21 protein-coding genes and 1 pseudogene are annotated in these 22207 nt (G+C 69.6%); 9 read left to right on the plus strand and 13 right to left on the minus strand.

All coding sequences use genetic code 11. The annotated features are described in order from the left end of the window. Positions 1-86 precede the first annotated feature (86 nt). The 6 genes from C1927_RS20150 to C1927_RS20175 are packed head-to-tail and all read left to right on the plus strand — an operon-like array spanning position 87 to position 6851. Positions 87-776 carry an RDD family protein gene (locus C1927_RS20150; protein ID WP_108747625.1) on the plus strand — a complete coding sequence of 230 codons (690 nt, stop codon included), beginning with the start codon at positions 87-89 and terminating at the stop codon, positions 774-776. Beyond that, positions 773-1765 (plus strand): stage II sporulation protein M, encoded by a 993-nt coding sequence (locus tag C1927_RS20155; protein WP_108747626.1) that lies wholly within the window; start codon positions 773-775, stop codon positions 1763-1765. The genes C1927_RS20150 and C1927_RS20155 overlap by 4 nt, the downstream gene beginning before the upstream one ends. Continuing rightward, positions 1755-3386, plus strand: a complete 1632-nt coding sequence (locus C1927_RS20160) for a DUF4129 domain-containing protein (protein ID WP_108747894.1) — start codon at positions 1755-1757, stop codon at positions 3384-3386. The genes C1927_RS20155 and C1927_RS20160 overlap by 11 nt, the downstream gene beginning before the upstream one ends. After that, complete coding sequence (locus C1927_RS20165; RefSeq protein ID WP_079224101.1) at positions 3383-4573, plus strand: DUF4350 domain-containing protein; 1191 nt, start codon at positions 3383-3385, stop codon at positions 4571-4573. The genes C1927_RS20160 and C1927_RS20165 overlap by 4 nt, the downstream gene beginning before the upstream one ends. Further along, complete coding sequence (locus tag C1927_RS20170) at positions 4570-5556, plus strand: MoxR family ATPase (protein ID WP_079224102.1); 987 nt, start codon at positions 4570-4572, stop codon at positions 5554-5556. The genes C1927_RS20165 and C1927_RS20170 overlap by 4 nt, the downstream gene beginning before the upstream one ends. After that, positions 5553-6851 (plus strand): DUF58 domain-containing protein, encoded by a 1299-nt coding sequence (locus tag C1927_RS20175; RefSeq protein ID WP_108747627.1) that lies wholly within the window; start codon positions 5553-5555, stop codon positions 6849-6851. The genes C1927_RS20170 and C1927_RS20175 overlap by 4 nt, the downstream gene beginning before the upstream one ends. A 148-nt stretch (positions 6852-6999) precedes the next feature. Here C1927_RS20175 and C1927_RS20180 read toward each other — a convergent pair whose 3' ends face one another. The 3 genes from C1927_RS20180 to C1927_RS20190 are packed head-to-tail and all read right to left on the minus strand — an operon-like array spanning position 7000 to position 9411. Continuing rightward, complete coding sequence (locus tag C1927_RS20180) at positions 7000-7656, minus strand: hypothetical protein (RefSeq protein ID WP_108747628.1); 657 nt, start codon at positions 7654-7656, stop codon at positions 7000-7002. Then, positions 7656-8834, minus strand: coding sequence for a glutathionylspermidine synthase family protein (locus tag C1927_RS20185; protein ID WP_079224106.1), 1179 nt, complete (start codon positions 8832-8834; stop codon positions 7656-7658). The genes C1927_RS20180 and C1927_RS20185 overlap by 1 nt, the downstream gene beginning before the upstream one ends. Positions 8835-8841: 7 nt before the next feature. Further along, on the minus strand, positions 8842-9411 hold the full coding sequence (locus tag C1927_RS20190; protein ID WP_079224108.1) for a DUF1190 domain-containing protein: 570 nt from the start codon (positions 9409-9411) through the stop codon (positions 8842-8844). Between the two features lie 426 nt (positions 9412-9837). Between C1927_RS20190 and ilvD the strand changes: the two genes are divergently transcribed. Beyond that, positions 9838-11676, plus strand: coding sequence for a dihydroxy-acid dehydratase (gene ilvD, locus C1927_RS20200; protein WP_108747630.1), 1839 nt, complete (start codon positions 9838-9840; stop codon positions 11674-11676). A 55-nt stretch (positions 11677-11731) separates the two neighbouring features. Here ilvD and C1927_RS20205 read toward each other — a convergent pair whose 3' ends face one another. From C1927_RS20205 to aroE, 4 genes are all read right to left on the minus strand, one after another. Beyond that, positions 11732-12022 carry a hypothetical protein gene (locus tag C1927_RS20205; RefSeq protein WP_108747631.1) on the minus strand — a complete coding sequence of 97 codons (291 nt, stop codon included), beginning with the start codon at positions 12020-12022 and terminating at the stop codon, positions 11732-11734. 116 nt (positions 12023-12138) lie between these two features. Beyond that, entirely contained in the window at positions 12139-14241 is a 2103-nt protein-coding gene (gene dinG / locus C1927_RS20210; protein WP_108747632.1) for an ATP-dependent DNA helicase DinG, read from the minus strand. 168 nt (positions 14242-14409) lie between these two features. Continuing rightward, positions 14410-14775 (minus strand): hypothetical protein, encoded by a 366-nt coding sequence (locus C1927_RS20215; RefSeq protein ID WP_079224116.1) that lies wholly within the window; start codon positions 14773-14775, stop codon positions 14410-14412. Positions 14776-14778: 3 nt separating this feature from the next. Next, complete coding sequence (gene aroE, locus C1927_RS20220) at positions 14779-15624, minus strand: shikimate dehydrogenase (RefSeq protein ID WP_108747633.1); 846 nt, start codon at positions 15622-15624, stop codon at positions 14779-14781. 48 nt (positions 15625-15672) lie between these two features. On the opposite strand from aroE, the gene C1927_RS20225 reads away from it, so the two are divergent. After that, positions 15673-16536, plus strand: coding sequence for a PD40 domain-containing protein (locus C1927_RS20225; RefSeq protein WP_108747634.1), 864 nt, complete (start codon positions 15673-15675; stop codon positions 16534-16536). An 84-nt stretch (positions 16537-16620) separates the two neighbouring features. Here the strand turns inward: C1927_RS20225 and C1927_RS20230 are convergent, their stop codons facing one another. The 4 genes from C1927_RS20230 to C1927_RS20245 form a co-directional block, all read right to left on the minus strand. Continuing rightward, positions 16621-16890: a hypothetical protein gene (locus C1927_RS20230; protein ID WP_079224121.1), complete on the minus strand. Its 270-nt coding sequence runs from the start codon at positions 16888-16890 to the stop codon at positions 16621-16623. 33 nt (positions 16891-16923) lie between these two features. Next, on the minus strand, positions 16924-17913 hold the full coding sequence (gene hemB / locus C1927_RS20235) for a porphobilinogen synthase (RefSeq protein WP_108747635.1): 990 nt from the start codon (positions 17911-17913) through the stop codon (positions 16924-16926). A gap of 19 nt (positions 17914-17932) precedes the next feature. Further along, the gene (locus C1927_RS20240) at positions 17933-18850 is read right to left on the minus strand and encodes a bestrophin family ion channel (RefSeq protein WP_108747636.1); all 918 of its coding nucleotides are present in this window, start codon (positions 18848-18850) and stop codon (positions 17933-17935) included. 152 nt (positions 18851-19002) lie between these two features. Further along, positions 19003-19251 carry a hypothetical protein gene (locus C1927_RS20245; protein ID WP_079224127.1) on the minus strand — a complete coding sequence of 83 codons (249 nt, stop codon included), beginning with the start codon at positions 19249-19251 and terminating at the stop codon, positions 19003-19005. Positions 19252-19434: 183 nt separating this feature from the next. Between C1927_RS20245 and C1927_RS20250 the strand changes: the two are divergent. Continuing rightward, positions 19435-19887 (plus strand): annotated as a pseudogene (locus C1927_RS20250) (hypothetical protein); the annotation flags it as partial. An 8-nt stretch (positions 19888-19895) separates the two neighbouring features. Here the strand turns inward: C1927_RS20250 and C1927_RS20255 are convergent. Continuing rightward, entirely contained in the window at positions 19896-21692 is a 1797-nt protein-coding gene (locus tag C1927_RS20255; protein ID WP_108747637.1) for a DUF885 domain-containing protein, read from the minus strand. Between the two features lie 143 nt (positions 21693-21835). Further along, positions 21836-22204, minus strand: a complete 369-nt coding sequence (locus C1927_RS20260) for a hypothetical protein (protein ID WP_159095400.1) — start codon at positions 22202-22204, stop codon at positions 21836-21838. Positions 22205-22207 lie beyond the last annotated feature (3 nt).

The following is a 22207-nucleotide window of genomic DNA, read 5'->3' on the forward strand; positions in this document are numbered from 1 at the left end:
GCCCGACCAGGAACCGTCGAGACCCCCATGCCTGTGGCAGCACGCCGGAGAGGACTCCAGCGCCCACATCCGCGGCCATCGCACTGATGGCCGCGCCCATGCTCGATACCTACCGCGAGGTGGTAACGCCGGAAGGCGTGCCGCTGCAGTTGCCCACCGCCGGGCCGATGCCGCGTGCGCTGGCCTGGCTGGTCGACCTGGGCATCCGCTTCGGCGCGCTGGTGGTGCTGTCCATTCCGCTGGCCCTGCTCGATGAATTCGGCCGTGGCATCTACATGGCCGCGATGTTCCTGCTGATGTGGGCCTACCCCATCGTCTGCGAGGCGCTGTGGGGCCGCACCCTGGGCAAGCGCGCGCTCGGCCTGCGCGTGCTGTCGCGCGATGGCGCACCGGTGGGCTGGATGGCCTCGATCACCCGCAACCTGCTGCGCACCGTGGACATGCTGCCGTTCGGTTATGCCCTGGGCCTGCTCAGCAGCCTGTTCGATCCTTACGGGCGCCGCCTCGGCGACCTGGTGGCCGGCACCGTGGTGGTGCACGAGCCGATGCGCTACCTGCAGCCACCGGCCACCATCGACAGCGTGCTGGTACCGCCGCAGCCCCTGCGCCCGCAGGAACAGGCCGCCGTGATGGCCTTTGCCGAGCGCGCGCCGCGCCTGTCGCCGGGCCGGCAGCAGGAACTGGCGGGCATCGCCGAGCCGCTGACCGGCGCGTCCGGCCAGGTGGGCGTGCTGCGCCTGTATGCGATGGCCAACTGGCTGCTGGGCCGCCGATGAAGCAGGAACAGTTCGTCGCCCGCCACCAGCAGGAATGGCAGCAACTGGAGCAGTGGCTGCAGCAGCGCGCGGGCGCATCACGCCGCAAGCGGCGCAGGCCCGACGCCGGTGATCCCGGTGACGTTGCCTTCCCCCAACGCTACCGGCGCCTGTGCCAGCAGCTGGCGCTGGCCCGCGAGCGCGGCTACAGCCCGCAGCTGGTGCAGCGCCTGCAGCAGTTGATGCAGCAGGGCCACAGCGTGCTGTACCGCACGCCGCCGGTGCGCTGGCGGCGGGCGCTGGAATTCCTGGTGGCCGACTTCCCGATGCTGGTGCGCAGCCAGGCACGCAGCATGTGGGTGGCGCTGGCGATGTTCGCGGTGCCGGCGCTGGCCTGCTTCGTGGTGGTGCAGCTGTACCCGGACAGCGTGCACCTGCTGATGGACAACAGCCAGATCGCCGAGATGGAACGCATGTACGACCCCGCGGCCGACCGCCTGGGGCGTGACAGCGGCACCGACTGGATGATGTTCGGCTACTACATCATGAACAACATCAGCATCGCCCTGCGCACCTTCGCCAGCGGCCTGCTGGCCGGGCTGGGCACGCTGCTGGTGCTGCTGTTCAACGGCGTCATCATGGGCGCGGTGGCGGGCCACCTGCAGCAGATCGGCCACGGCGATCCGTTCTGGCGCTTCGTGGTCGGCCATGCCGCCTTCGAGCTGACCGCCATCGTCATCGCTGGTGGCGCCGGCCTGCAGCTGGGCATGAAACTGCTCGCGCCCGGCCGCCGCCGCCGCATGGACGCGCTGGTGGAAGGCGGCCGCATCGGTGCGCGCCTGTGCCTGGGCGTGGCCTTCATGCTGCTGCTGGCGGCCTTCGTGGAAGCATTCTGGTCGTCGATCGCCCAGATCCCGGCGTGGGCCAAGTACAGCGTGGCCGGCGTGCTGTGGACCGGTGTGCTGCTGTGGCTGTGGCGTGGCGGTCGCGGGGGTGAACGTGCGGATTGACCACCTGGACGTGGCCCTGCGCGCGCGCAGCAGCTGGGAAGCCATGGAACTGGGCACGGCCCTGACCCGCCGCCATGCGCGCGCGGTGTGGGGCAGCTGGCTGCTGGCCAGTGCGCCGCTGTTCGTGCTGTTCAACGCGCTGGCCTGGTGGCTGGATGGCTTCGCCTGGGCATCGCTGGCGATGTGGTGGTGCAAGCCGCTGTTCGAGCGCGCGCCGCTGTACGTACTGTCGCGTGGCATCTTCGGCGAGCAGGTGGGCGCCCGCGCGGCACTCGCCGCGCAGCGGCACTGGGGCGGCACCGGGTTCTGGGGATACCTGGGCTGGCGCCGTTTCAGCCTGCTGCGCAGCCTGTGCCTGCCGGTCAACCTGCTGGAGGGCAACGCCCCGGCGCAGCGCGGGCCGCGACGGCGCGCGGTGGCGGCCGGTGCCGCCGGTCCGGCCATCATCCTGGCGCTGGTCTGCGTGGCCTTCGAGATGGTGCTGGTGCTGGGTGCGATCGCGGCGGTCTTCATGTTCATCCCGCTGGAACTGCTGCCCGATTCGTGGCGCGCCGCCTGGGCGATGCTGAGCGTTGAAACCCCGCCGTGGGCCGATCTGCTGCTGAACCTGCTGGGCTGGCTCAGCGCCGCACTGATCGGCCCGTTCTACGTCGGCGCCGGCTTCGGCCTGTACCTCAACCGGCGCACGCAGATGGAAGCGTGGGACGTGGAGATCGCCCTGCGCCGGCTGCGCGAGCGGCTGCTGCCGGCGGCATCGACGCTGGCCCTGCTGCTGTGCCTGGCGCTGCCGCTGGCCCCGGCGCATGCGCAGGATGCCGAAGCGGATGCTGCCCGCGAGCTGGCCGAGCAGATCCTGGCTGGCGGCCACGGCAACGGGGACGAGACCGAAGGCACCCGGGCCAACGCCGCCAATGATCCTGCCAACACCGCCGCCGGCGTCTTCGGCGAGGAACCGGTCGACACGGCCGGCTTCCGCCAGGCGGTGAACCGTGCCTACGAGGATCCCCTGCAGCGCCCACTGCGCCAGGTGACCGAGTGGAAGCCGATCGAGGACGCCGAGAAGAAGAAAGACGCCAAAAAGAACAACAGCAAGGACGACGCCGCCAGCAGCGGGGCGGGCGAACGCAAGCGCACGCTGAAGCTGCTGGCACGCGTGGCCGAATGGGGCCTGTGGGGCCTGCTTGGCCTGGTGGTGCTGGTGCTGCTGCTGACCGCGCGCCTGTGGTGGCCGTGGCTGCGTGGCGCCGGCCGGCGCAAGGCGAAGGACGCACCGCGCGTGCAGGAAGAAGCCGTTGACGTGCCGGTGGTGCTGCCGCCGGATGTAGCCACCCAGGCCGGCCTGCTGTGGGACCAGGGACGCCCGCGCCAGGCGCTGGCCCTGCTGTACCGCGCCAGCGTGCGCACCCTGGTCGAGCGCACCGGCAACGTCCTGCCCCCCGGCGCCACCGAAGCGCAGTGCCTGCGCGCCTCGCGGCGGATGCCGCAGCCGGCGGACCGCGACCTGTTCGCGCGCATCGTGCGCACGTGGCAGTACGCCGCGTATGGCGGCCGCCTGCCCACGCGCGATGAATTCGATGGACTGGCCGCGACCCTGCGCCAGCAGTTCGGGTGGAAGGCATGAGCCCGCGCGTTTTCTGGGCCCTGCTGCTCGGCCTGCTGGTGCTGCTGGGCGTGCCGTTGGCCATCCTGTTCCTGCGCACGCACGAGAAGGTGACCGAAACCGTGGTGCTGCCGCCACGCGGCGAAGCCAGCTACAACCCGCTGTACGTGCTGGGCCAGGCGCTGCGCGCCGATGGCATCGAGGTGCAGTCGCGGCAACGCCTGCAGCTGGCGAAGATGCCCCTGGGCAACACCGACACCGTGGTGCTGCTGCAGGACACCCGCGAAATGCCGCCGGGCACCGCGCAGGCGCTGCTGGACTGGGTCGGGCGGGGCGGCCACCTGCTGCTGCGCACGCAGCCGCCGGGCGAGGACAAGACCAGCACCACCCAGGGCCCGCTGCTGGATCGCATCGGCGTGGAAAGCCTGTTCCATGGCAACGACTGCCAGCCCTTCCATGTGGTGGATGATCCCAGCCACGTGGAATTCTGCGGGGGCCGCCGCTTCAGCCTCGGCTTCCAGGCCGCCGCCGCCGCCGAGCGCCGCTGGGGCAATGAAGAAGGCCTCGCCTTCGCCCGCCTGCGCCATGGCCAGGGCCGCATCGATGTCCTGGCCGACATGGATTTCATGCTGGGCGCGGGCACCGGTACGCTGCCGCGCAAGCGCGCGACGGCCAAGGACACGCCGCAGCGCGACGGCCTGCACGATCTTTCCCACCGCGACCTGACCCGCTACCTGCTGGACCCCAACTACGGGCGCGGCACGGTGTGGCTGGTCTACGGCAGCCGCCCGCCGACGCTGTTGGCGCGCATCGTGCTGCAGGGATGGCCGGTGTGGATTCCGCTGCTGCTGGCCCTGCTGGGCTGGCTGTGGGCGCGCGCGCAGCGCCTGGGCAGCGTGCTGCCCTCGCCCGTGGTCGAGCGCCGTTCGCTGCTGGAACACGTGCGTGCCAGCGGCGAGCTGCTGATGCGCTTCGGCCATGGCACGCAGCTGTACCACGCGGTGCAGGCGCTGTTCCTGCATCGCCTGCGCCTGCGCGCGCCAGTGGCGGCCGCGCTGGATGGCGCTGCCCGCGACCAGGCCATCGCCGAGGTACTGCAGTGGCCGGCCAGCCGCGTAGCCACCGCCCTCACCACTCCTTCGCCGCACGATTCCTCCGCCCTGCGCGAGCGCATCCGCTTGCTGCTCCAGATGAGATCCCTGCTATGACCGATGCCCCTGAGCTTCCGGCGGCCGCCGCCGCCCGCCTGATCGAACGCGTCGACGCCATCCGCGATGCCGTCGGCCGGGCCTTCATCGGCCAGGCTGACGTGCTCGACCAGATCATGGTGGCGCTGCTGGCCGGCGGCCACGTACTCATCGAAGGCGTGCCCGGGCTGGGCAAGACCCTGCTGGTGCGTGCACTGGCGCAGGCCATGGAGCTGGACTACGGGCGCGTGCAGTTCACCCCCGACCTGATGCCCAGCGATGTCAGCGGCCACGCGGTGTACGACCCCAAGAGCGAGAGCTTCAAGATCCGCCGCGGCCCGGTATTCACCAACCTGCTGCTGGCCGACGAGATCAACCGCGCCCCGGCCAAGACCCAGTCGGCGCTGCTGGAAGTGATGCAGGAAGGCCAGGTGACCATCGAAGGCAAGGCCTTCACCCTGGCGCCGCCGTTCATGGCCCTGGCCACGCAGAACCCGCTGGAACAGGAAGGCACCTACCCGCTGCCGGAAGCGCAGCTGGACCGCTTCCTGCTGAAGGTGCTGATCGACTACCCGCAGCTGGACGATGAGAAGCGCATGGTCACGGCCATCACGCTGGGCCGCGCCGCCAGCGATTTCGACCTCAGCCAGGTGCCGCGCGTGCTCGGCGCCGGCGAACTGCTGGCGCTGCAGCAGGCCACCGCCGCCATCACCGTCGATGACGAAGTGATCGACTATGCGGTGCGGATCGTGGCCGCCACCCGTTCCTGGCCGGGCATCGCCGTCGGCGCCGGCCCGCGCGGCAGCATCGCGCTGGTGCGTGCGTCGCGTGCGCAGGCCGTGCTGGCCGGTCGTGATTTCGTCACCCCCGACGACGTGCGCGACATCGCGCGGCCGGCACTGCGCCACCGCATCGCACTGGCGCCGGAACTGCAGATCGAAGGCCAGGGCCCGGACGACGTGCTGGGCGCCCTGCTGGCCAAGGTGGAAGCGCCGCGCCGATGAGGCCTGCGCCGCTGCTGCTGGTACTGCTGGCCGCCTGGGCCGTGCTGGGCGGACTGGTGCTGGGCGGGCTGCTGCCGCGCTGGAGCTGGGCCGTGGGCGGTGCCGTGGTGGCCGTGCTGGCGCTGGCCGACCTGTGGCGGCAGTGGCGGCGTGCTTCGCCGCAGGTGCAGCGCCAGGTACCCGAAGCGCTGGCACTGGGCGTACGCCGCGAGATCGGCCTGCGCCTGTTCGCCGAGCAGCCGATGCGGGTGGAAGTGTTTGATCGCGTGCCCGGCGGCTGGCCGCTGGAAGCGCTGCCACAGCGCCTGCAGCTGCGCGCCGGCCACGCCAGCACCCTGCACTACCAGGTGCAGCCGCAGCAGCGCGGGCGCTTCCAGTTTGATGGCGTGGACGTACGCATCCGCTCGCCGTGGCGGCTGTGGTGGCAGCAGCGCACGCTGCCGCCGGTACTGGAAGTGCGGGTCTATCCGAACTTCGTGCCGCTTACCCGCTTCGCGTTGTTCAGTGCCGACCAGGCGTCGCGGCTGGTGGGTGCTCACGTTAAGCGGCGGCGCGGCGAAGGCACCGATTTCCACCAGATGCGCGAGTACCGCATCGGTGACAGCCTGCGCCAGCTCGACTGGAAGGCGACCGCGCGCGCGCGCAAGCTGATCTCGCGCGAGTACCAGGACGAGAAGAACCAGCAGCTGCTGCTGATGCTCGACAGCGGCCGGCGCATGCTGGCCAGCGAAGGCGGTCTTTCGCACTTCGACCATGCCTTGAACGCGTCGCTGGTGGTGGCCTACCTGGCGTTGCGCCAGGGCGATGCCGCCGGCCTGTTCGCGGTGGGTGGCGAACGCCGTTGGGTGGCGCCGCAGCGTGGCATGGGCACGGTGGAACACCTGCTGCGCGCCAGCTACGACCTGCAGCCGCAGGCCGTGGCCACCGATTACCTGGCCGCCGCCACCGAAGTCTCGCTGCGCCAGCGCCGGCGCGCGCTGGTGATGCTGGTCAGCAACGTGCGCGACGAAGACATCGAAGACCTGCTGGCCGCGGTGCGCCTGCTGCAGCGCCGCCACCTGGTGTGCGTGGCCAGCCTGCGCGAACGCGAACTGGACACCGCACTGGATGGCGAGGTGCACACGCTGGAAGACGCCGCCCAGGCCGGTGCTGCCGCGCTGTACCTGCAGCAGCGCGCGAAGGCGCATGAAGCGCTGCGCAGCGAGAAAGTGATGGTGCTGGACGTGACCGCCGACGCCCTGCCCGCCGCGCTGGTGGAACGGTATCTGGCAGTGAAGCGCGAAGGCCTGCTGTAGCGGGTAGCGCCGGGCCGTGCCCGGCGTGTCGTTGCGGCGGCCCGCGAACGCTCTGGTAGGTGCCAACCTTGGTTGGCACACAACCCACGGCGCCAACCAAGGTTGGCATCTACCGAAAAAGCAGACAGCTGCCGGCCAGCGGCCGGCACTACCCCTGCAGCAACCGCCGTTGCAACCGCTCCACCGCGCGCTGCAGCAGCACCCGGTTGCGGGCCAGTTTCATCCACTGGGGCAGGCGCGAGAACATCGAGCGATGATGCCCGCTGCCTTCGCGCAGCGTGGCCGTGGCGTAGTCGTGCAGCGCCTGCAGGTGCTCGGCGTTGTACGCCCACAGCAGACCGGCAGCGGTCTTCTCCACCAACCGCAGCGGCAGGCCGAAATCGGGGTCGATGGCTTCGTTGCCACGCCACCGCGACAGGGTCACGTCCACCTCACTGCTGCGGCCGCACTGGCTGCAATCCGCCGCCAGCGTCCGCAGCGGCGCCGTCGCGCGTGCACGGTGCGCTTCAGCGCTTACCCACTTGTGGCCGCAGTAGCCACACGGCCGGTAGCCGCTGTAGCGCACCGGCCCCACCCAGGCACTGGGCCTGCAGCGACCGCAGCCGCAACCGCCGTCCAGTGCTTCGCTGCACCCCAGGCAACGGAAGCGCCGCGAGTCGGTGGGTCCGGTCACCCAGCCCGGCGTATCACAGCGGTGGCAGCGCACCGCCACCCGGTCGGCATAGCGCCACAGGGCATGGCCATCATCCCGATGGCGACCCGGCGGCGCGGCAAACCGCGGGGTGCGGTCGCGCCGCACCGCCATCAGACGTAGATCCGCGTCGGCGCCTCGTCCACGATCGCGTGCGGCACGAAGCGCGCACTGTCGCGGGTGATCGCGCTGTCGTCCTCGCGGATGCCGATACCGCAGGCGTGGTCACCGATCACCCAGCTGCCGACCAGCGGATAACCGCCTTCGAAGCGAGTCAGCGGGTGCGCGCGCTGGATGATCGCCGGACCTTCGTACGGGCCGTCGCTGCGCTGCGTGCTGCCATCGGCCAGGTGCATCTCGATGTTGGCGCCTTCGCGCGAGAACAGCGGCTTGCGCACCCAGCCCGAGGCCAGCGCGCTGCCGTCATCGAAGTGCGCTTCCAGCAGGTTCGGGTGGCCCACGTTGCGCTGCCACAGCAGCGGCAGGATGCCCTTGTTGCTCAGCACCGCCTTCCACGCCGGTTCCAGCAGCTGGATGCCCGAGCCGGGCAGCGCGCGGCCGAATTCCTCGGCCATCAGGTCTTCCAGCGGGTACAGCTTGAACAGCGTGCCGATCACCGTGTCGTCCAGCGCGGTGAAGCGGCCATCCTCGGACAGGCCGATATCCTCGATGGCGATCGCCTCGCCCTGCAGGCCGGCCTGGGCCGCGCAGTCACGCAGGTAATCGACCGTGCCACGGTCCTCGTCCGAACTGCCCACGGCGCTGAAATACAGCGGCGGCGGCAGGCGCACGGCCAGTTCGCCGAAGCGCTCGACCAGGGCCTCGTGCATGCCGTTGAACTGGTCGGCGTGCTGCGGCAGGCGGCCGGCATTGCGCTGGTCCTCCAGCCACTGCCACTGGAAGAAGCTGGCCTCGAACAGCGAGGTCGGCGTGTCGTAGTTCAGTTCGTACAGCTTGGCCGGGCCGGTGCCGTCATAGGCCAGGTCCAGGCGCCCGTACAGGTGCGGCTGGCGCTGGCGCCAGCTCTCGGCGATCCAGTCGCGGTACTGCGCGGGAATCGCCAGCTGGTCCATCAGGCGCTCGCTGGCGATGACATCGCCCACCAGGTCCAGCGCCATCTGGTGCAGCTCGGCGCTGGGGTCTTCGATGTCCACCTCGATCTGGCGCAGGGTGAAGGCGTAATACGCGCTTTCATCCCAGTACGGCTGGCCATCGATGGTATGGAAGCGGAAACCGGCTTCCTCCGCGCGCGCCCGCCACTGGGCGCGCTCGGCAATGCGAATTCGCTGCATGGGTCGATCAGCCGCCGAAGCTGCCGCCGCTGCGGCGGGCGCTGGTGCTGCCGAAGCCACTGCGGCTGGCGGTGACGGCGCGGTTCGGCTCGCTGCTGACCGGGGCCAGGCCGGCCTTGCCCGCGCCGATGCCGCTGGCGGTGTTCATGCCGCCGGTGCCGCCCGGGGCCGGGCGCGCCCAGCCGGCGTTCTTGTCCTGGTAGGCCGGAGCCGACGCCGGCGCCTGCGGGGCCAGGCCACCGCGGTTGCTCAGCATCTGCGACATGAAGAAGCCCATCATCATCGGGCCGATGAACGAGGTACCGGCCGAGGTGTGCTGCTGCACGCACTGCTCGGGCTTGTAGTCCTGCTCACAGGCTTCCTTGCTGGCGTACTTCGGCGCCGCATCGGCGGCCTTCTGCTGCGCCTCGGCAAAGGCATTGCGGCACGAGGACGGGTCGCCCGTCGCCTCGGTGCAGGCCTGCACCGAGGTGTACAGGCCTTCCTGCACCTGCACCTGCTCTTCCTTCTGGCAGGCGGTGAACAGCAGGGGTGCAGCGCTCATCAACAGCAGCGCGGTGGTGCGGGAACGCTTCATGGCGTCATGCCTCGGAGTCGGATCAATTCCCCCAATGATGCCAAATCCGGGCCAACAACCGGAATCGGCAAAGTAGGAAAGATGAACGGAATTTCATTTTCGTTTACCACCGGGGTCAGAGCCCATCGCGCCGCGATGGGATCCGACCCCGTCAGGTCGCGGCCAACTGTCGGAGGCGGGGTGGGTCCGGTGGCCGGGGTGTGAGCCGCATGGATGCGGCGACCAAGCCCCCATGGACGGGTTCACGGCGTCCCCTGCCACCGGATCCACCCCGCCATCCCACGGATGGCCAGCTTTTGACGTTGATTCCGCGGGTGCAGGGCTGCAAGCCCTGCCGGGCCACCTTCGGTGGTTGCAGCAGCAACCGAAAAAATTGTCCATGATCGAGCGACCCCCACGTTGTACGGCCCGCCCGTTCCGCCAGCCATGCCTGAATACCGCTCCCGCACCTCCACCGCCGGCCGCAACATGGCCGGCGCCCGCGCTCTGTGGCGCGCCACCGGCATGAAGGACGGCGACTTCCACAAGCCGATCATCGCCATCGCCAACTCCTTCACCCAGTTCGTGCCCGGCCACGTGCACCTGAAGGACCTCGGCCAGCTGGTCGCGCGCGAGATCGAGAAGGTCGGCGGCGTCGCCAAGGAATTCAACACGATCGCCGTGGACGACGGCATCGCCATGGGCCACGACGGCATGCTGTACTCGCTGCCCAGCCGCGAGATCATCGCCGACTCGGTCGAGTACATGGTCAACGCGCACTGCGCCGATGCGCTGGTGTGCATTTCCAACTGCGACAAGATCACCCCCGGCATGCTGATGGCCGCGCTGCGCCTCAACATCCCGGTGGTGTTCGTCTCCGGCGGCCCGATGGAAGCCGGCAAGACCAAGCTGTCCGAGCACAAGCTGGACCTGGTCGATGCGATGGTCATCGCCGCCGACGAAAGCGCCAGCGACGAGAAGGTCGCCGAGTTCGAGCGCAGCGCCTGCCCCACCTGCGGTTCGTGCTCAGGCATGTTCACCGCCAACTCGATGAACTGCCTGACCGAAGCACTGGGCCTGTCGCTGCCCGGCAACGGCTCGACCCTGGCCACCCACGCCGACCGCGAGCAGCTGTTCCTGCGCGCCGGGCGCCTGATCGTCGAACTGTGCCACCGCTGGTACGGCGGCGAGGAAGCAAGCGCGCTGCCGCGTGGCATCGCCACCCAGGCCGCGTTCGCCAACGCGATGACCCTGGACATCGCCATGGGCGGGTCCACCAACACCATCCTGCACCTGCTGGCCGCCGCGCAGGAAGCCGAAGTGGACTTCGACCTGACCCACATCGACGCGCTGTCGCGGCGCGTGCCGCAGCTGTGCAAGGTGGCCCCGAACACGCCCAAGTACCACATGGAAGACGTGCACCGCGCGGGCGGCGTGTACGGCATCCTCGGTGAACTGGCGCGTGGCGGCCTGCTGGATACCGGCGTGCCGACCGTGCACAGCCGCACCCTGGCCGACGCCATCGAGCGCTGGGACGTAGCGGTCAGCAGCGAACCGACCGTGCACGACTTCTTCCGTGCCGGTCCGGCCGGCATTCCCACCCAGGTGGCTTTCAGCCAGGCCACGCGCTGGCCCACGCTGGACGTGGACCGCGCCGAAGGCTGCATCCGCAGCGTCGAGCACGCCTATTCGGCCGAAGGCGGCCTGGCCGTGCTGCGCGGCAACCTGGCCGTTGATGGCTGCGTGGTGAAGACCGCCGGCGTGGACGAATCGATCCACGTGTTCGAAGGCAGCGCGCGCGTGTTCGAGAGCCAGGACGCGGCCGTGGCCGGCATCCTCGCCGACAAAGTGCAGCCCGGCGACGTCGTGGTCATCCGCTACGAAGGCCCGAAGGGCGGCCCGGGCATGCAGGAAATGCTCTACCCCACCAGCTATCTGAAATCGAAGGGGCTGGGCAAGCAGTGCGCGCTGCTGACCGACGGTCGTTTCTCCGGCGGCACCTCGGGCCTGTCGATCGGCCACGTCTCGCCCGAAGCCGCCAGCGGCGGCACGATCGGCCTGGTGGAAGACGGCGACCGCATCCGCATCGACATCCCCGCCCGCCGCATCGACCTGCTGCTGGACGACGCCACCCTGGCCCAGCGCCGCGCCGACGCCGACGCACGTGGCTGGAAGCCGCGCGAAGCACGCCCGCGCAAGGTCACCAGTGCGCTGAAGGCTTACGCGCTGCTGGCGACCAGTGCCGACAAGGGCGCGGTGCGCAACACCGCCCTGCTCGGCGATTGAATGGCCGTGGGGTCGGATCCCTTTCGCAGAATGGGCTCCGACCCCAGCACGGCATTCAGATCACGAACGGCTCGCCATCCAGGCGGCACGCCCCTGCTGAAATGTGGATCGCACCGCCGGACTGCAGCTCAAACATCACGCGGATGAGACCTTCGGCGCGATCTTCGCTCGCCGTCACGTCGTTGATCGATGCACTCGGTCCCCACGGCTCACTCCTGTCCAGCATCACCTGCTCGACCGCATCGAACTGCATGCGGCGCTCGGTTTGAGTTGAATCGCGCAGAACGAGTTCAAACGTGGCGGCGATCCAGTCACTGTGGGTCGCGATGATGGTCCAGTCGTGCATCTGACTCCCTTCCGCGCGTGCAGTCGCGCCATGGTAGTCCGATCTTCGAGGCTGCCGGCCAGCGGCCGGCACTACCTGTGCTGGTTGGTTACGGTGCCGGGATACTCGTGCTGGGGTCAGCCGATCACGCGCTTGAACGGTGGCAGCGCGTCGATGATGCGCTTGCCATAGCGGCGGGTCAGCAGCCGCGAATCGAGGATGACCACGCGGCCGGTGTCGGTGGACGTGCGGATCAGGCGACCGGCGAACTGGGTGAGCGTGCGCAGCGCATGCGGGATGGCGATCAGGTTGAAGGCATTCATGCCGCGCGCCTCCACCCATTCGCTCAGCGTGGCGGTCTGCGGGTCGGTCGGTACCGCGAACGGCACCTGGGTGATGACCACCGTGGTGCAGGCTTCGCCGGGCAGGTCCAGGCCTTCGCCGAAGGAGTTCAGGCCGAACAGCACCGAGCCTTCGCCCGCGGCGACGCGGCGCAGGTGTTCGTCGATCAGCCGGGTCTTGGACATGTCGCCCTGCACCAGCACCTGCTTGCGGCGCGCGGCCGACATCAGGCCGGCCACCTTCTCCATCTTCCAGCGCGAGGTGAACAGCACCATCGAGCCCTTGGCCCAGTCCAGTTCCTGGTCGAGGTAGCGCGCCACTTCGCGCGGATGGCCTTCGCGGTCATCGGGCGTGACCGGGAACTTCGGCACGATCAGCTCGGCCTGGTTGGGCAGATCGAAGGGCGATGCCAGCGAAACCATTTCCGCTTCCGGCGGAATGCCGTTGTCGATGGCCAGCGACTGGAAGTCGCCGCCGCCGGTCAGCGTGGCCGAGGTCATCACCACCGAATCCACTTCATCCCACAGCAGCTTGCGCAGCACGTGCGCGGCCGACACCGGCGAGCCGTGCAGCACCAGGTCGCCGTCGCGGGTGGCAGTGACCCAGCGCGCGGTGGGCGGCGCGCCGTCCTTGTCCTCGCGGCGCCAGGCCTGCCACAGGTTGTACTGCTGCTCGATCATTTCCAGCGCCATGCCGAGGTTGCGCTGCAGGCGCTCGCGCGCGGCATCCTCCGGCTTGCCCTTGGCCACCTGTGCGTTGGCGGCATGGGCCCAGTTGTAGAGGCTGCGGGTGTCGTCGGCCAGCGCTTCGATCGGCTCGCGCCAGGCCTCGGGCAGGCGCCCGTTGGCGGCGCGCCACATCGGGTCTTCGTCGGCCGGCGCCGGCATCCACACCGCTTCCACGTGGTCGCGGAACGCGCGCAGCTGCTTGGCCACGTTGCTGGCCACTTCGATGGCCTCGTTCGGCAGCAGGTTGCCCAGGCGGTCCTTGTCGACCGCGCGGTAGGCGCCGGCAATCAGGATCTGCAGGCGGCCGGTGCGCTTGGCCATCTCGTCCAGGGCCAGGCTGGCCGCACCCTGGTCGATGGCCACGTTGCCGATGTGGTGGCCTTCGTCCAGCACCAGCAGCATGTCCGACGGCGCGGCGATCATCGGCTGGCCGTTGTCGCTGTCACCAATGGACAGCGCCGACAGCAGCAGCGCGTGGTTGGTCACCACGATCTGCGCGTCGCGCACGGTGTTGCGTGAGCGCAGCACCGCGCACTGCGCCGAATACGCGCAGCGGCGCCCGGCGCAGGCCGAGGCGGGCGTGGTGATGCGGCTGCGCAGGCCGGGGCTGATGGTTTCCGGCGCGTTGTCGATGTCACCGTCCCACGTGCCGCTGGTGAAGGCATCGGACAGGCGCTTGGCGATGTCCATTTCGATGGGCGCCAGCGGCCGGTCGTACAGCGGCGCTTCGTCCTCGAACATGCCGCCCTGCGCACCCTCACCCTGCGCTTCGGCGGCGTTGCGCGTGCACAGGTAGCGGGTGCGGCCCTTGGCCAGCGCCACGGTCGCTTCCAGGCCGGTGGCCTTGAGGAAATTGGGAATGTCGCGCTCGACCAACTGCGACTGCAGGGCCACGGTACCGGTGCTGATGACCAGCTTCTTCTTGCTGGCCAGGGCGATCGGCACGCCCGCGGTCAGGTAGCCCAGGCTCTTGCCGACGCCGGTGGGCGCTTCGACCACGCCGACGCCACCGCTGGTGGACAGCGCACGCGACACCACGCCGATCATCTGGCTCTGCGAGCGGCGGGTGGAAAAGCCGGGGGTGTTGGCCTGCAGCGTCGTGTACGCCTTGCGGATCGCGTCCTTCAAGGCGTCATCGAGCTTGCGCGGGGCGGCGACAGTTTCGGTCACGCCGGGAACTACCGTGGCTGGATCAGGCCGGCCATTGTCGCATGGCCGGCCACCGGGACCGAGGCGCGTGCGCTGAACAGGGTCAGCGGCGTCGGGGGGTGGCGGTCATGGGCTGGATGGCCGGATGGGGCCGGGGCAGAAGCGGCGCCCGCCGGGCATGGCCCGGCGCTACCGGCCTGCCGCAGGCGGCAGCGGCGGGCGCTGGCGCAGCACGCGCACCAGGGCCCAGACGATCAGCACGATGCCGAAGGCGGTCAGCAGCGACAGCACGAACTGCACACCGCCCAGCACTGCGCTCATCGCCGAGATGGCGGTGAAATCGCCGCTGCTGACCAGCCACAGCGGCACCACGTTGGCGACCACGCCGCCGAGGTTGGCCACCAGCAGCAGCACCAGCCCGGCCAGCGCACCGCTGCGGGCCGCATCACGCGGCGCGCCCACCACCCAGACCAGGCCGACGCACAGGGCGATCAGCACCGGCAGGCGCACGCCGATCATGCTCAGCACGCTCAGCAGCAGCGAGGAACTGTCCATCGATCAGTCCTGGCCGGCAAACGCGCCGGCACCGGCACGCAGCTGCTGGTAGACCTCGTCGGTCTGCGGGCGCACGCCGTGCCACTGCAGGAAGCTCTCGGCGGCCTGCTCGACCAGCATGCCCAGGCCATCGACGGTATTGCGGCAGTTGGCCGCGCGCGCCCAGGCCAGGAAGGCGATGGCCGCCTCGCCGTAGTTCAGGTCCACCGCCGTGGTCATCGAATTGACCAGCGACAGGGGCAGCTTGAATTCCACGTCACGGTCGCGGCCGGCCGAAGTGGCGTTGAGGATCAGCTCGAAATCGCCCAGATCGCGCAGGTCTTCCCAGTAGCGGCTGAGCGCGCGGCCCGGTTCGCCCATGGCATCGATCAGTTCGTCGGCGCGTTCCGGCGTGCGGTTGACCACCACCAGCTCGGTGATGCCGGCATCGAGCAGCGCCGGCGCGACGCTGCGTGCCGAACCACCGGCGCCGATCAGCAGCACGCGGCGGCCGCGCAGGTCCAGGCCGTGGCGGTCGGTCAGGTCACGCACCAGGCCGATGCCATCGGTGGTGTCGCCGTGCCAGCGGTCGCCCTTGCGCAGCAGGGTGTTGACCGAGCCGGCGCGGCGCGCGCGCGCGGTCAGCGTGGTGCACACCGAGAACGCGGCTTCCTTGTGCGGCGAGGTGACGTTGGCGCCGACACCGCCTTCGGCGGCGAACGCTTCCAGCCCGGCCAGGAATGCATCCGGGGCCAGGTCGATCGCGCGGTAGTCGATGCTGATGCCTTCCTGGCGACCGAACGTCGCGTGGATCAGCGGCGACTTCGAGTGGGCAACGGGGTGTCCGAAGACGGCGTAACGATCGGTCATGGAATCCTCAAGCTGGCTAGACTGGTGCACTTTCGTGCAAGGACCCGGATGATGCGCATCACCCCGACCCTGCTGGTGCTTGCCGCCAGTCTACTCTCTGCCCCCGTGGCGATGGCGTTGAACGAGTACGGCATCGAGGGCATGGGCGTGGTCTCCACCCGCGCCGAGGAGGGCCGGGCGACGATCAGTGCCGACGGCCAGCGCATCGTCTTCGCCCGCCGTGGCGAGGCCGGCTGGGGGCTGTGGCAGGCACGGGTGGTGGACGGCCGCTGGCAGCAGGCCCAGGCCCTGCCGGTGGGCGTGGCCGGGCAGGCGCTGGATCCTTATTTCAGCCGTGATGGCCATTGGCTGCTGTTCGCTGCCGGCCGCGAAGGCGCGCTGGCGCTGTACCGCGCACCGGTGGCGGCCGATGGCAGCGTGGGCCGCGCACAGGCGTTGGCTGCCAGGGACGGCACCCGCGCCGAGCGCGGCGCGGCCCTGAGCGCCGATGGCCGCCGGCTGCTGTTCGCGCGCGACCAGGGCCGTGGCGCGGGCTGGGATCTGTTCGTGGCGCCGCTGGATGCGCAGGGCGTGCGCGGCGCCGCGGTGGCGCTGGCCGGCCTCAACACGGCTGCCGACGAGACCGGCGGCGACTGGCTGGGCAACGACGGCGCGGTGGTGTTCAGCCGAGGCAATGGCGAGGCCGCGCAGGTGTTGACCAGTGCCTGCGCCTGGACCGGGGCGGCGCTGCAGCCGCTGGGGCTGTCGTTCAACCAGACCAGCGGCTGGACCAGCGCACCGGTGGTCGACAACGCCAAGCCGGGCGAGATGATGGTGGCCAGCAGTGCCGCCAAGGCACCGCGCGCCGGTGGCGTGGATGTGTACCGGTTGGCGGTGCCGAAGGTGGTGGCCGTGGCCGGGTGCGTGCGGTAGATCCACGCCGTGCGTGGATGACGCCCGCGATGGGGTCAGAGCCCTTTCCTGCGGAAAGGGATCCGACCCCGGGCCATGCAGGCGTCAGCGTGCCAGCACCTGCGCGCGCTGCTTCTCGTACTCCACTTCGCTCAGCTGGCCGTTGTCCTTGCGGCGGTTCAGCGCGGCCAGTTCGGCCTGCACGCTTTCCGGCAGGGCCTGCTCACGGGCGACGTGGGCGGCGGCGGAGAGCTGCTCCGGCGGGCGCCGGCTGGCGCGCCAGGCAGCAATGAACACGCCGATGATGATGGCGCCGAACACCAGCGTGCCGGTGCCCCAGATCAGCCATTGCATCCATCCCATTTCCGGTCCCATCGCGTGTTCCTCCGTCCGTCGTGAGCGCTATTGTCAGCGCTCGCGCAGCCAACGCGCCACCTGCGGCGCGAAATAGGTCAGCACGCCATCGGCACCGGCGCGCTTGAAGCCCAGCAGCGACTCCATCACGCAGGCGCGCTCGTCCAGCCAACCGTTGGCGAAGGCCGCCTTCATCATCGCGTACTCGCCGCTGACCTGGTAGGCGAAGGTCGGCACGCCGAACGTCTCCTTCACCCGGCGCACCAGGTCCAGGTAGGGCATGCCCGGCTTGACCATCACCATGTCCGCGCCCTCTTCCAGGTCCAGCGCGATCTCGCGCAGGGCCTCGTCGCCGTTGGCCGGGTCCATCTGGTAGGTCTTCTTGTCGGCCTTGCCGAGGCTGCCGGCGCTGCCCACCGCATCACGGAACGGGCCGTAGAACGCCGAGGCGTACTTGGCCGAGTAGGCCATGATGCGCACGTTGAGGTGGTGGTCGGCATCCAGCGCACGGCGGATCGCACCGATGCGGCCGTCCATCATGTCCGAGGGCGAGACGATGTCGGCGCCGGCTTCGGCATGCGACAGCGACTGCTTCACCAGCGCCTCGACGGTGATGTCGTTGAGCACATAGCCCTTGTCATCGATGATCCCGTCCTGGCCATGGGTGGTGTACGGGTCCAGGGCCACGTCGGTCATCACGCCCAGTTCCGGGAAGCGCGTCTTCAGCGCGTGGATCGCACGCTGCGCCAGGCCGTCCTCGGCCCACGCGGCCGATGCATCCAGCGACTTCTGCGAGCTGTCGATCACCGGGAACAGGTCGATCACCGGGATGCCCAGCTCCAGCGCCTCTTCGGCCACCTTCAGCAGTTCCTCGATCGACAGGCGCTCCACGCCGGGCATCGACGGCACGGCGGTGCGGCCGGCCAGCTCGTGCACGAACACCGGGTAGATCAGGTCGTCGGTGGTCAGCGTGTTTTCGCGCATCAGGCGGCGCGAGAACTCGTCATGGCGCATGCGCCGCGGGCGGTAATGGGGATGAGGCATGGCAGGCTCCGAGGAGTGGCTATTGCAACAGGTAGCCCTGCGGCAGCAGGGGTTCGGGCAGGGGGCGTTCGCCGAGCGCGTCGAGCTGGTCGATCTCGATCGTGCGCACCATGGCGTCCAGCGGCAGGTCGTTCGGCTCCAGGCCGAAGGGCTCTTCCATCTCCTCGCCCAGCTGGTCCAGGCCGAAGAAGGCATACGCCAGCACGGCCGACAGCACCGGCGTGCCCCAGCCCAGCGAACTGGCCAGGCCGAACGGCAGCAGCACGCAGAACATCCACGCGCAGCGGTGCAGCAGCAAGGTGTAGGCGAACGGCAGCGGCGTACTGAGGATGCGCTCGCAGCCGGCCTGGATGGAGGACATCGCGTGCAGGCGGTCTTCGAGCTGGGTGTAGAGGATCGGCTCCAGCTCGCCGCTGCGCAGCGCCTGGGCCAGTTCGGCGGCGATCATCGACAGCAGCGCGTCGGGCACGTTCTCGCGCTCGGCCAGCTGCTCGCGCTGCGGCTTGTCCAGCCACGGCAGCGCCACCAGGGCGACGATGCGCCCGCGCAGGCGCGCAGCCAGCGCATGGGCGAAGGCGGTGGTGAGGTAGGCAATGCGGCGCCGGCGGCCACTGTCATCGGCCAGCAGCAGGTGTACCTGCCGCGCCAGCGAGCGCGATTCGTAGATGAGCTGGCCCCACAGCTTGCGGCCCTCCCACCAGCGGTCATAGCAGGCGCTGTTGCGGAAGCTGAGGAAGATCGACAGGACCAGGCCAAGCAGGGTGAACGGGGTGACCGAGACCCGCTCGATGCCGAACGGCGGGGCCAGTTCCACCACCGCGGCCACCGCGATGGACAGCACCAGGATGGCCAGCACCTTCGGTGCGATGGCCGGCACGATGGAACCGCGCAGGATGTACAGCAGTTGCCAGCCGTGGGGACGGGAACGAATGATCATGGGGGCAGCCGCGCCAGGCGCGGTTTCACAGGCACGCGGGGGGCTCGCGCAGCCCGGCATTGTACTCCCCTGCCCGGCGCCCGGCCGGGGGCCTGCGACGCCCTGTCGCACCCGCGGCCGCGACCCGGAACATGCTGCTCAGACCATGCTGCTCAGATCACGCCACCGCCCATGCTCAGGCGGACGATGCCGACCAGCACCACGATGCCGTTCAGGACCAGGCCGGTCTTGGCGCGGCCGCGCTTGCTGGGGTGGGTGAAGAGGATGCCGAGCGCAGCGACCACCGCGCCCACGGCGGCAAACGGGATCAGGAACCAGTTGCCCCAGCCCAGCAGCGGGATCAGGGCCAGGATCATCCACAACAGCGCCACGATGCCCCACAACAGACTGATCACACCCATGCCCAGCTCCCCTCAGGTTGGTTTACCCGCCAACCTTAGCCCTTCCCGCGGCTGCCGCCTACCGCCGTTGGCGACACGCTCACCCCTGCCGTGCCAGCATGCGGTCATGGCCCGGGCGCGGGTGTTGGCGCCGATTCAGAGTCCCCGGCCGATGATCCGAACTGTCCTACAGGGGTATACGCCATGAACATCCGTTGGGTCGCGTTGACCGCCATGCTGCTGGCCGCTGCCGGTTGCGCCAGCACCTCCAAGGTCATGCTGGGCCGCGCGCGTGCGCCGATCGACCCGGCGCAGGTGCAGATCTATTCCACCCCGCCGGCCGGTTCGCTGGAGATTGCCCAGCTGGAATCGTCCTCGGCGGTGGGCTTTGGCACCCAGGGCCAGACCGATGCCGCCGTCGCCCGGCTCAAGCGCGAAGCGGCCGCACTGGGCGCCAACGGGGTGATCCTGATGGGCGTAGGCAGCAGCGGCTCGCCGGTCGGCATGTCGGTGGGTGCCGGCAGCTATGGCTCGCACGTGGGGGGTGGCCTGGGCATCGGCATTCCGACCACGCAGAAGCGCGCGGCCGGCGTGGCGATCTGGGTGCCGAACCCGGAAGCGCCGGCGCGGTTGCCGACGCAGACCATTACCCCGCAGCCGCAGCGCTACCGGTACTTCGGCACGAACTGCTGCTGCACCGCTTCTGCCAGCTGGTCCGGCGGCAGCAGGCCCTGGTCGAGCAGGAAGTTGTTGAACGCCAGGCGGTCGAACTTCGCGCCCAGCGCCAGCTCGGTCTGCATGCGCAGTTCGAGGATGCGGGTGTAGCCATAGAAGTAGCTGCCCGCCTGGCCCGGCATGCGCACCATGTAGCGGTCCAGTTCCTGGGTGGCCATCGCCTTGGACAGGCCGACCTGCTCGATCAGCACGCGCTCGCCGTTGGCACGGTCGGTCAGGCCCAGGTTGAGCATCGGGTCGAGCATGGCGCGGGCGGCGCGCAGCAGGCGGAACTGCAGCGCGATCATCTGCCCGTCCAACGGCTCGTACGGCACCATTTCCGCTTCGGCATACAGCGCCCAGCCTTCCACGTTCACCGAATTGAACGCGAACATCGTGCGTGCCAGCGACACGCCGCGCTCGACCATCGCGGTGAACTGCAGCTCGTGGCCGGGGCGGCCCTCGTGCGCGCTCAGCGTCCACGCTGCCGAGCCGAAATTGAAATCGTCGTACTGCGCGCCCGGGCCGGCGGCCGGATTGCCCAGCGGCAGCACGAAGGTGCCCTGCTGCCCGGTGTTGTTGACCAGCGGCGCCGGCAGGAAGTGCGGGGCCGGGCTGGCCGCGCTCTCCGCCGCCGAACCCAGGCGCATCTGCATGGCGCGCTTGGGCACATCGACGATGCGGTGTTCGCGGATCAGCGGATCGATCGCATCGATCACCTTGCGGTAATGGCCTTCCAGGTGGTCATCGGCGATCTTGTCGGCCTTCAGCGCGCGGATGACCGCCACCGGGTCGCTCGGATCGGCCACCTTCAGGCCCTTCTCCTTCGCCACCAGCGGCGCCAGCTGCTGCATCGCCGAGCGGGTTTCCATGAATTCCAGCTGGGCGCGCTGCATCAGCAGCTTCGGGTCGATGTCGATGCCGACCTGCTTGAGCTGGAACGCATACAGCGGTGCCGGCAGGCGTGCGTCGGTACGTGCCTTCGGCAGCACTTCCTTGCGGGTCCAGGCGGCGTAGTCCTTCATCTGCGTGGCCAGGGCCTTCATCGCCTCATCGGCGCCGGCCACCTGGTACTTCTTCAGCAGCGACTCGATGCCGGTGATGTAGGTCTCGACGTTGTCGAGCGACTGCTGCACTTCGATCTGGGTCGGCTGCAGCAGCGCGCTGTCGCCCAGGCGCTCTTCGTAGCGCTGGCGGGCCAGCGTGGTGAACGCGGTGCCGCCCGGCTGCAGGCCCGCGTAGGCCTTGAGGCGGTCCAGCGCCTTGGCGCGGCGCTCGGCCGGCACCTGGTCGGACAGCAGCAGGTTGAGGCCGCTGAACACCGTCTGCGGTGCATCGCTCCACGGCAGCAGGTACTTCTCGTTGAGCTCGCTGCCTTCGATGCTCTGGTCGGCAGCGTGGATCATGATCGCCAGGTCCTGGCGGACATTGGGATCCTTCTCGGTGGCCAGCTTCGCCTTCAGCTCGTCGCGGGCCTTGGCCGTCGCGGCGCGGAAGCGCTTGCCGTTGTCGGGGCCGAGGTCGGCCACCTTGTCGTCGTAGCCGGGCACGCCGAAGAAACCCGTCTGTTCCGGCTGGAACGGCCCCTGCGCATCGAGCAGGATCTGCGCCAGTGCATTGCTGCGGGCCACCCAGGCCGAGCTGGCGGGGGTGGCCGCCTTGGCAGCCGGTGCGGCGAGGGCCGGCGGGGCGGACAGCAGCGGGGCGGCGGTCAGGGCCAGGGCAACGGCCAGCGCGATCGGCTTCATGGAGCACTCCGGGAAAGGGGTGATCGCAACTTACGCGCTCGCGGCGATGGCGACAATCGGCTGGAGGTCACGGGGTCGGCAGGCAGCGACCGCTCTGGTAGCTGCCCACCCTGGTGGGCAGCGTTCGGGGCAAGGGCTGTCGATCAGCTGCAGCGCTCGCCGGCCTTGGCAATGACTGCCGCACTGGCGTCCCTTGCCTTCAGCCGTTGAAGCAACCCGTCGCACGCCAGACGCTCGCCCGGCCGTTCCGCGTAGATCAGAAGCTCGCCGGCCCGATCCACGCCATCCAGGTAGAGCACCCGACAATCACCGGCGCTGGTATGGATTTTCATGGCGCGAATGTCTGTGGTCTGCTCGCCGGTGCCCGTCGCGCCCTCGCACATCCCCCCGTAGTAGGCACCGCTCATGAGCGCGAAAACAGGTTTCGCCTGCAGCTCACCCAGGCGATCACTGCTGTTGCAGGCCGCCAAAGCTGATGCTGTGCCAAGCAGGACGAGAAGTTCAGGTCGCATGGA

Origin of the sequence: Stenotrophomonas sp. ZAC14D1_NAIMI4_1 (assembly GCF_003086775.1) — a bacterium.
Taxonomy (GTDB): Bacteria; Pseudomonadota; Gammaproteobacteria; order Xanthomonadales; family Xanthomonadaceae; genus Stenotrophomonas.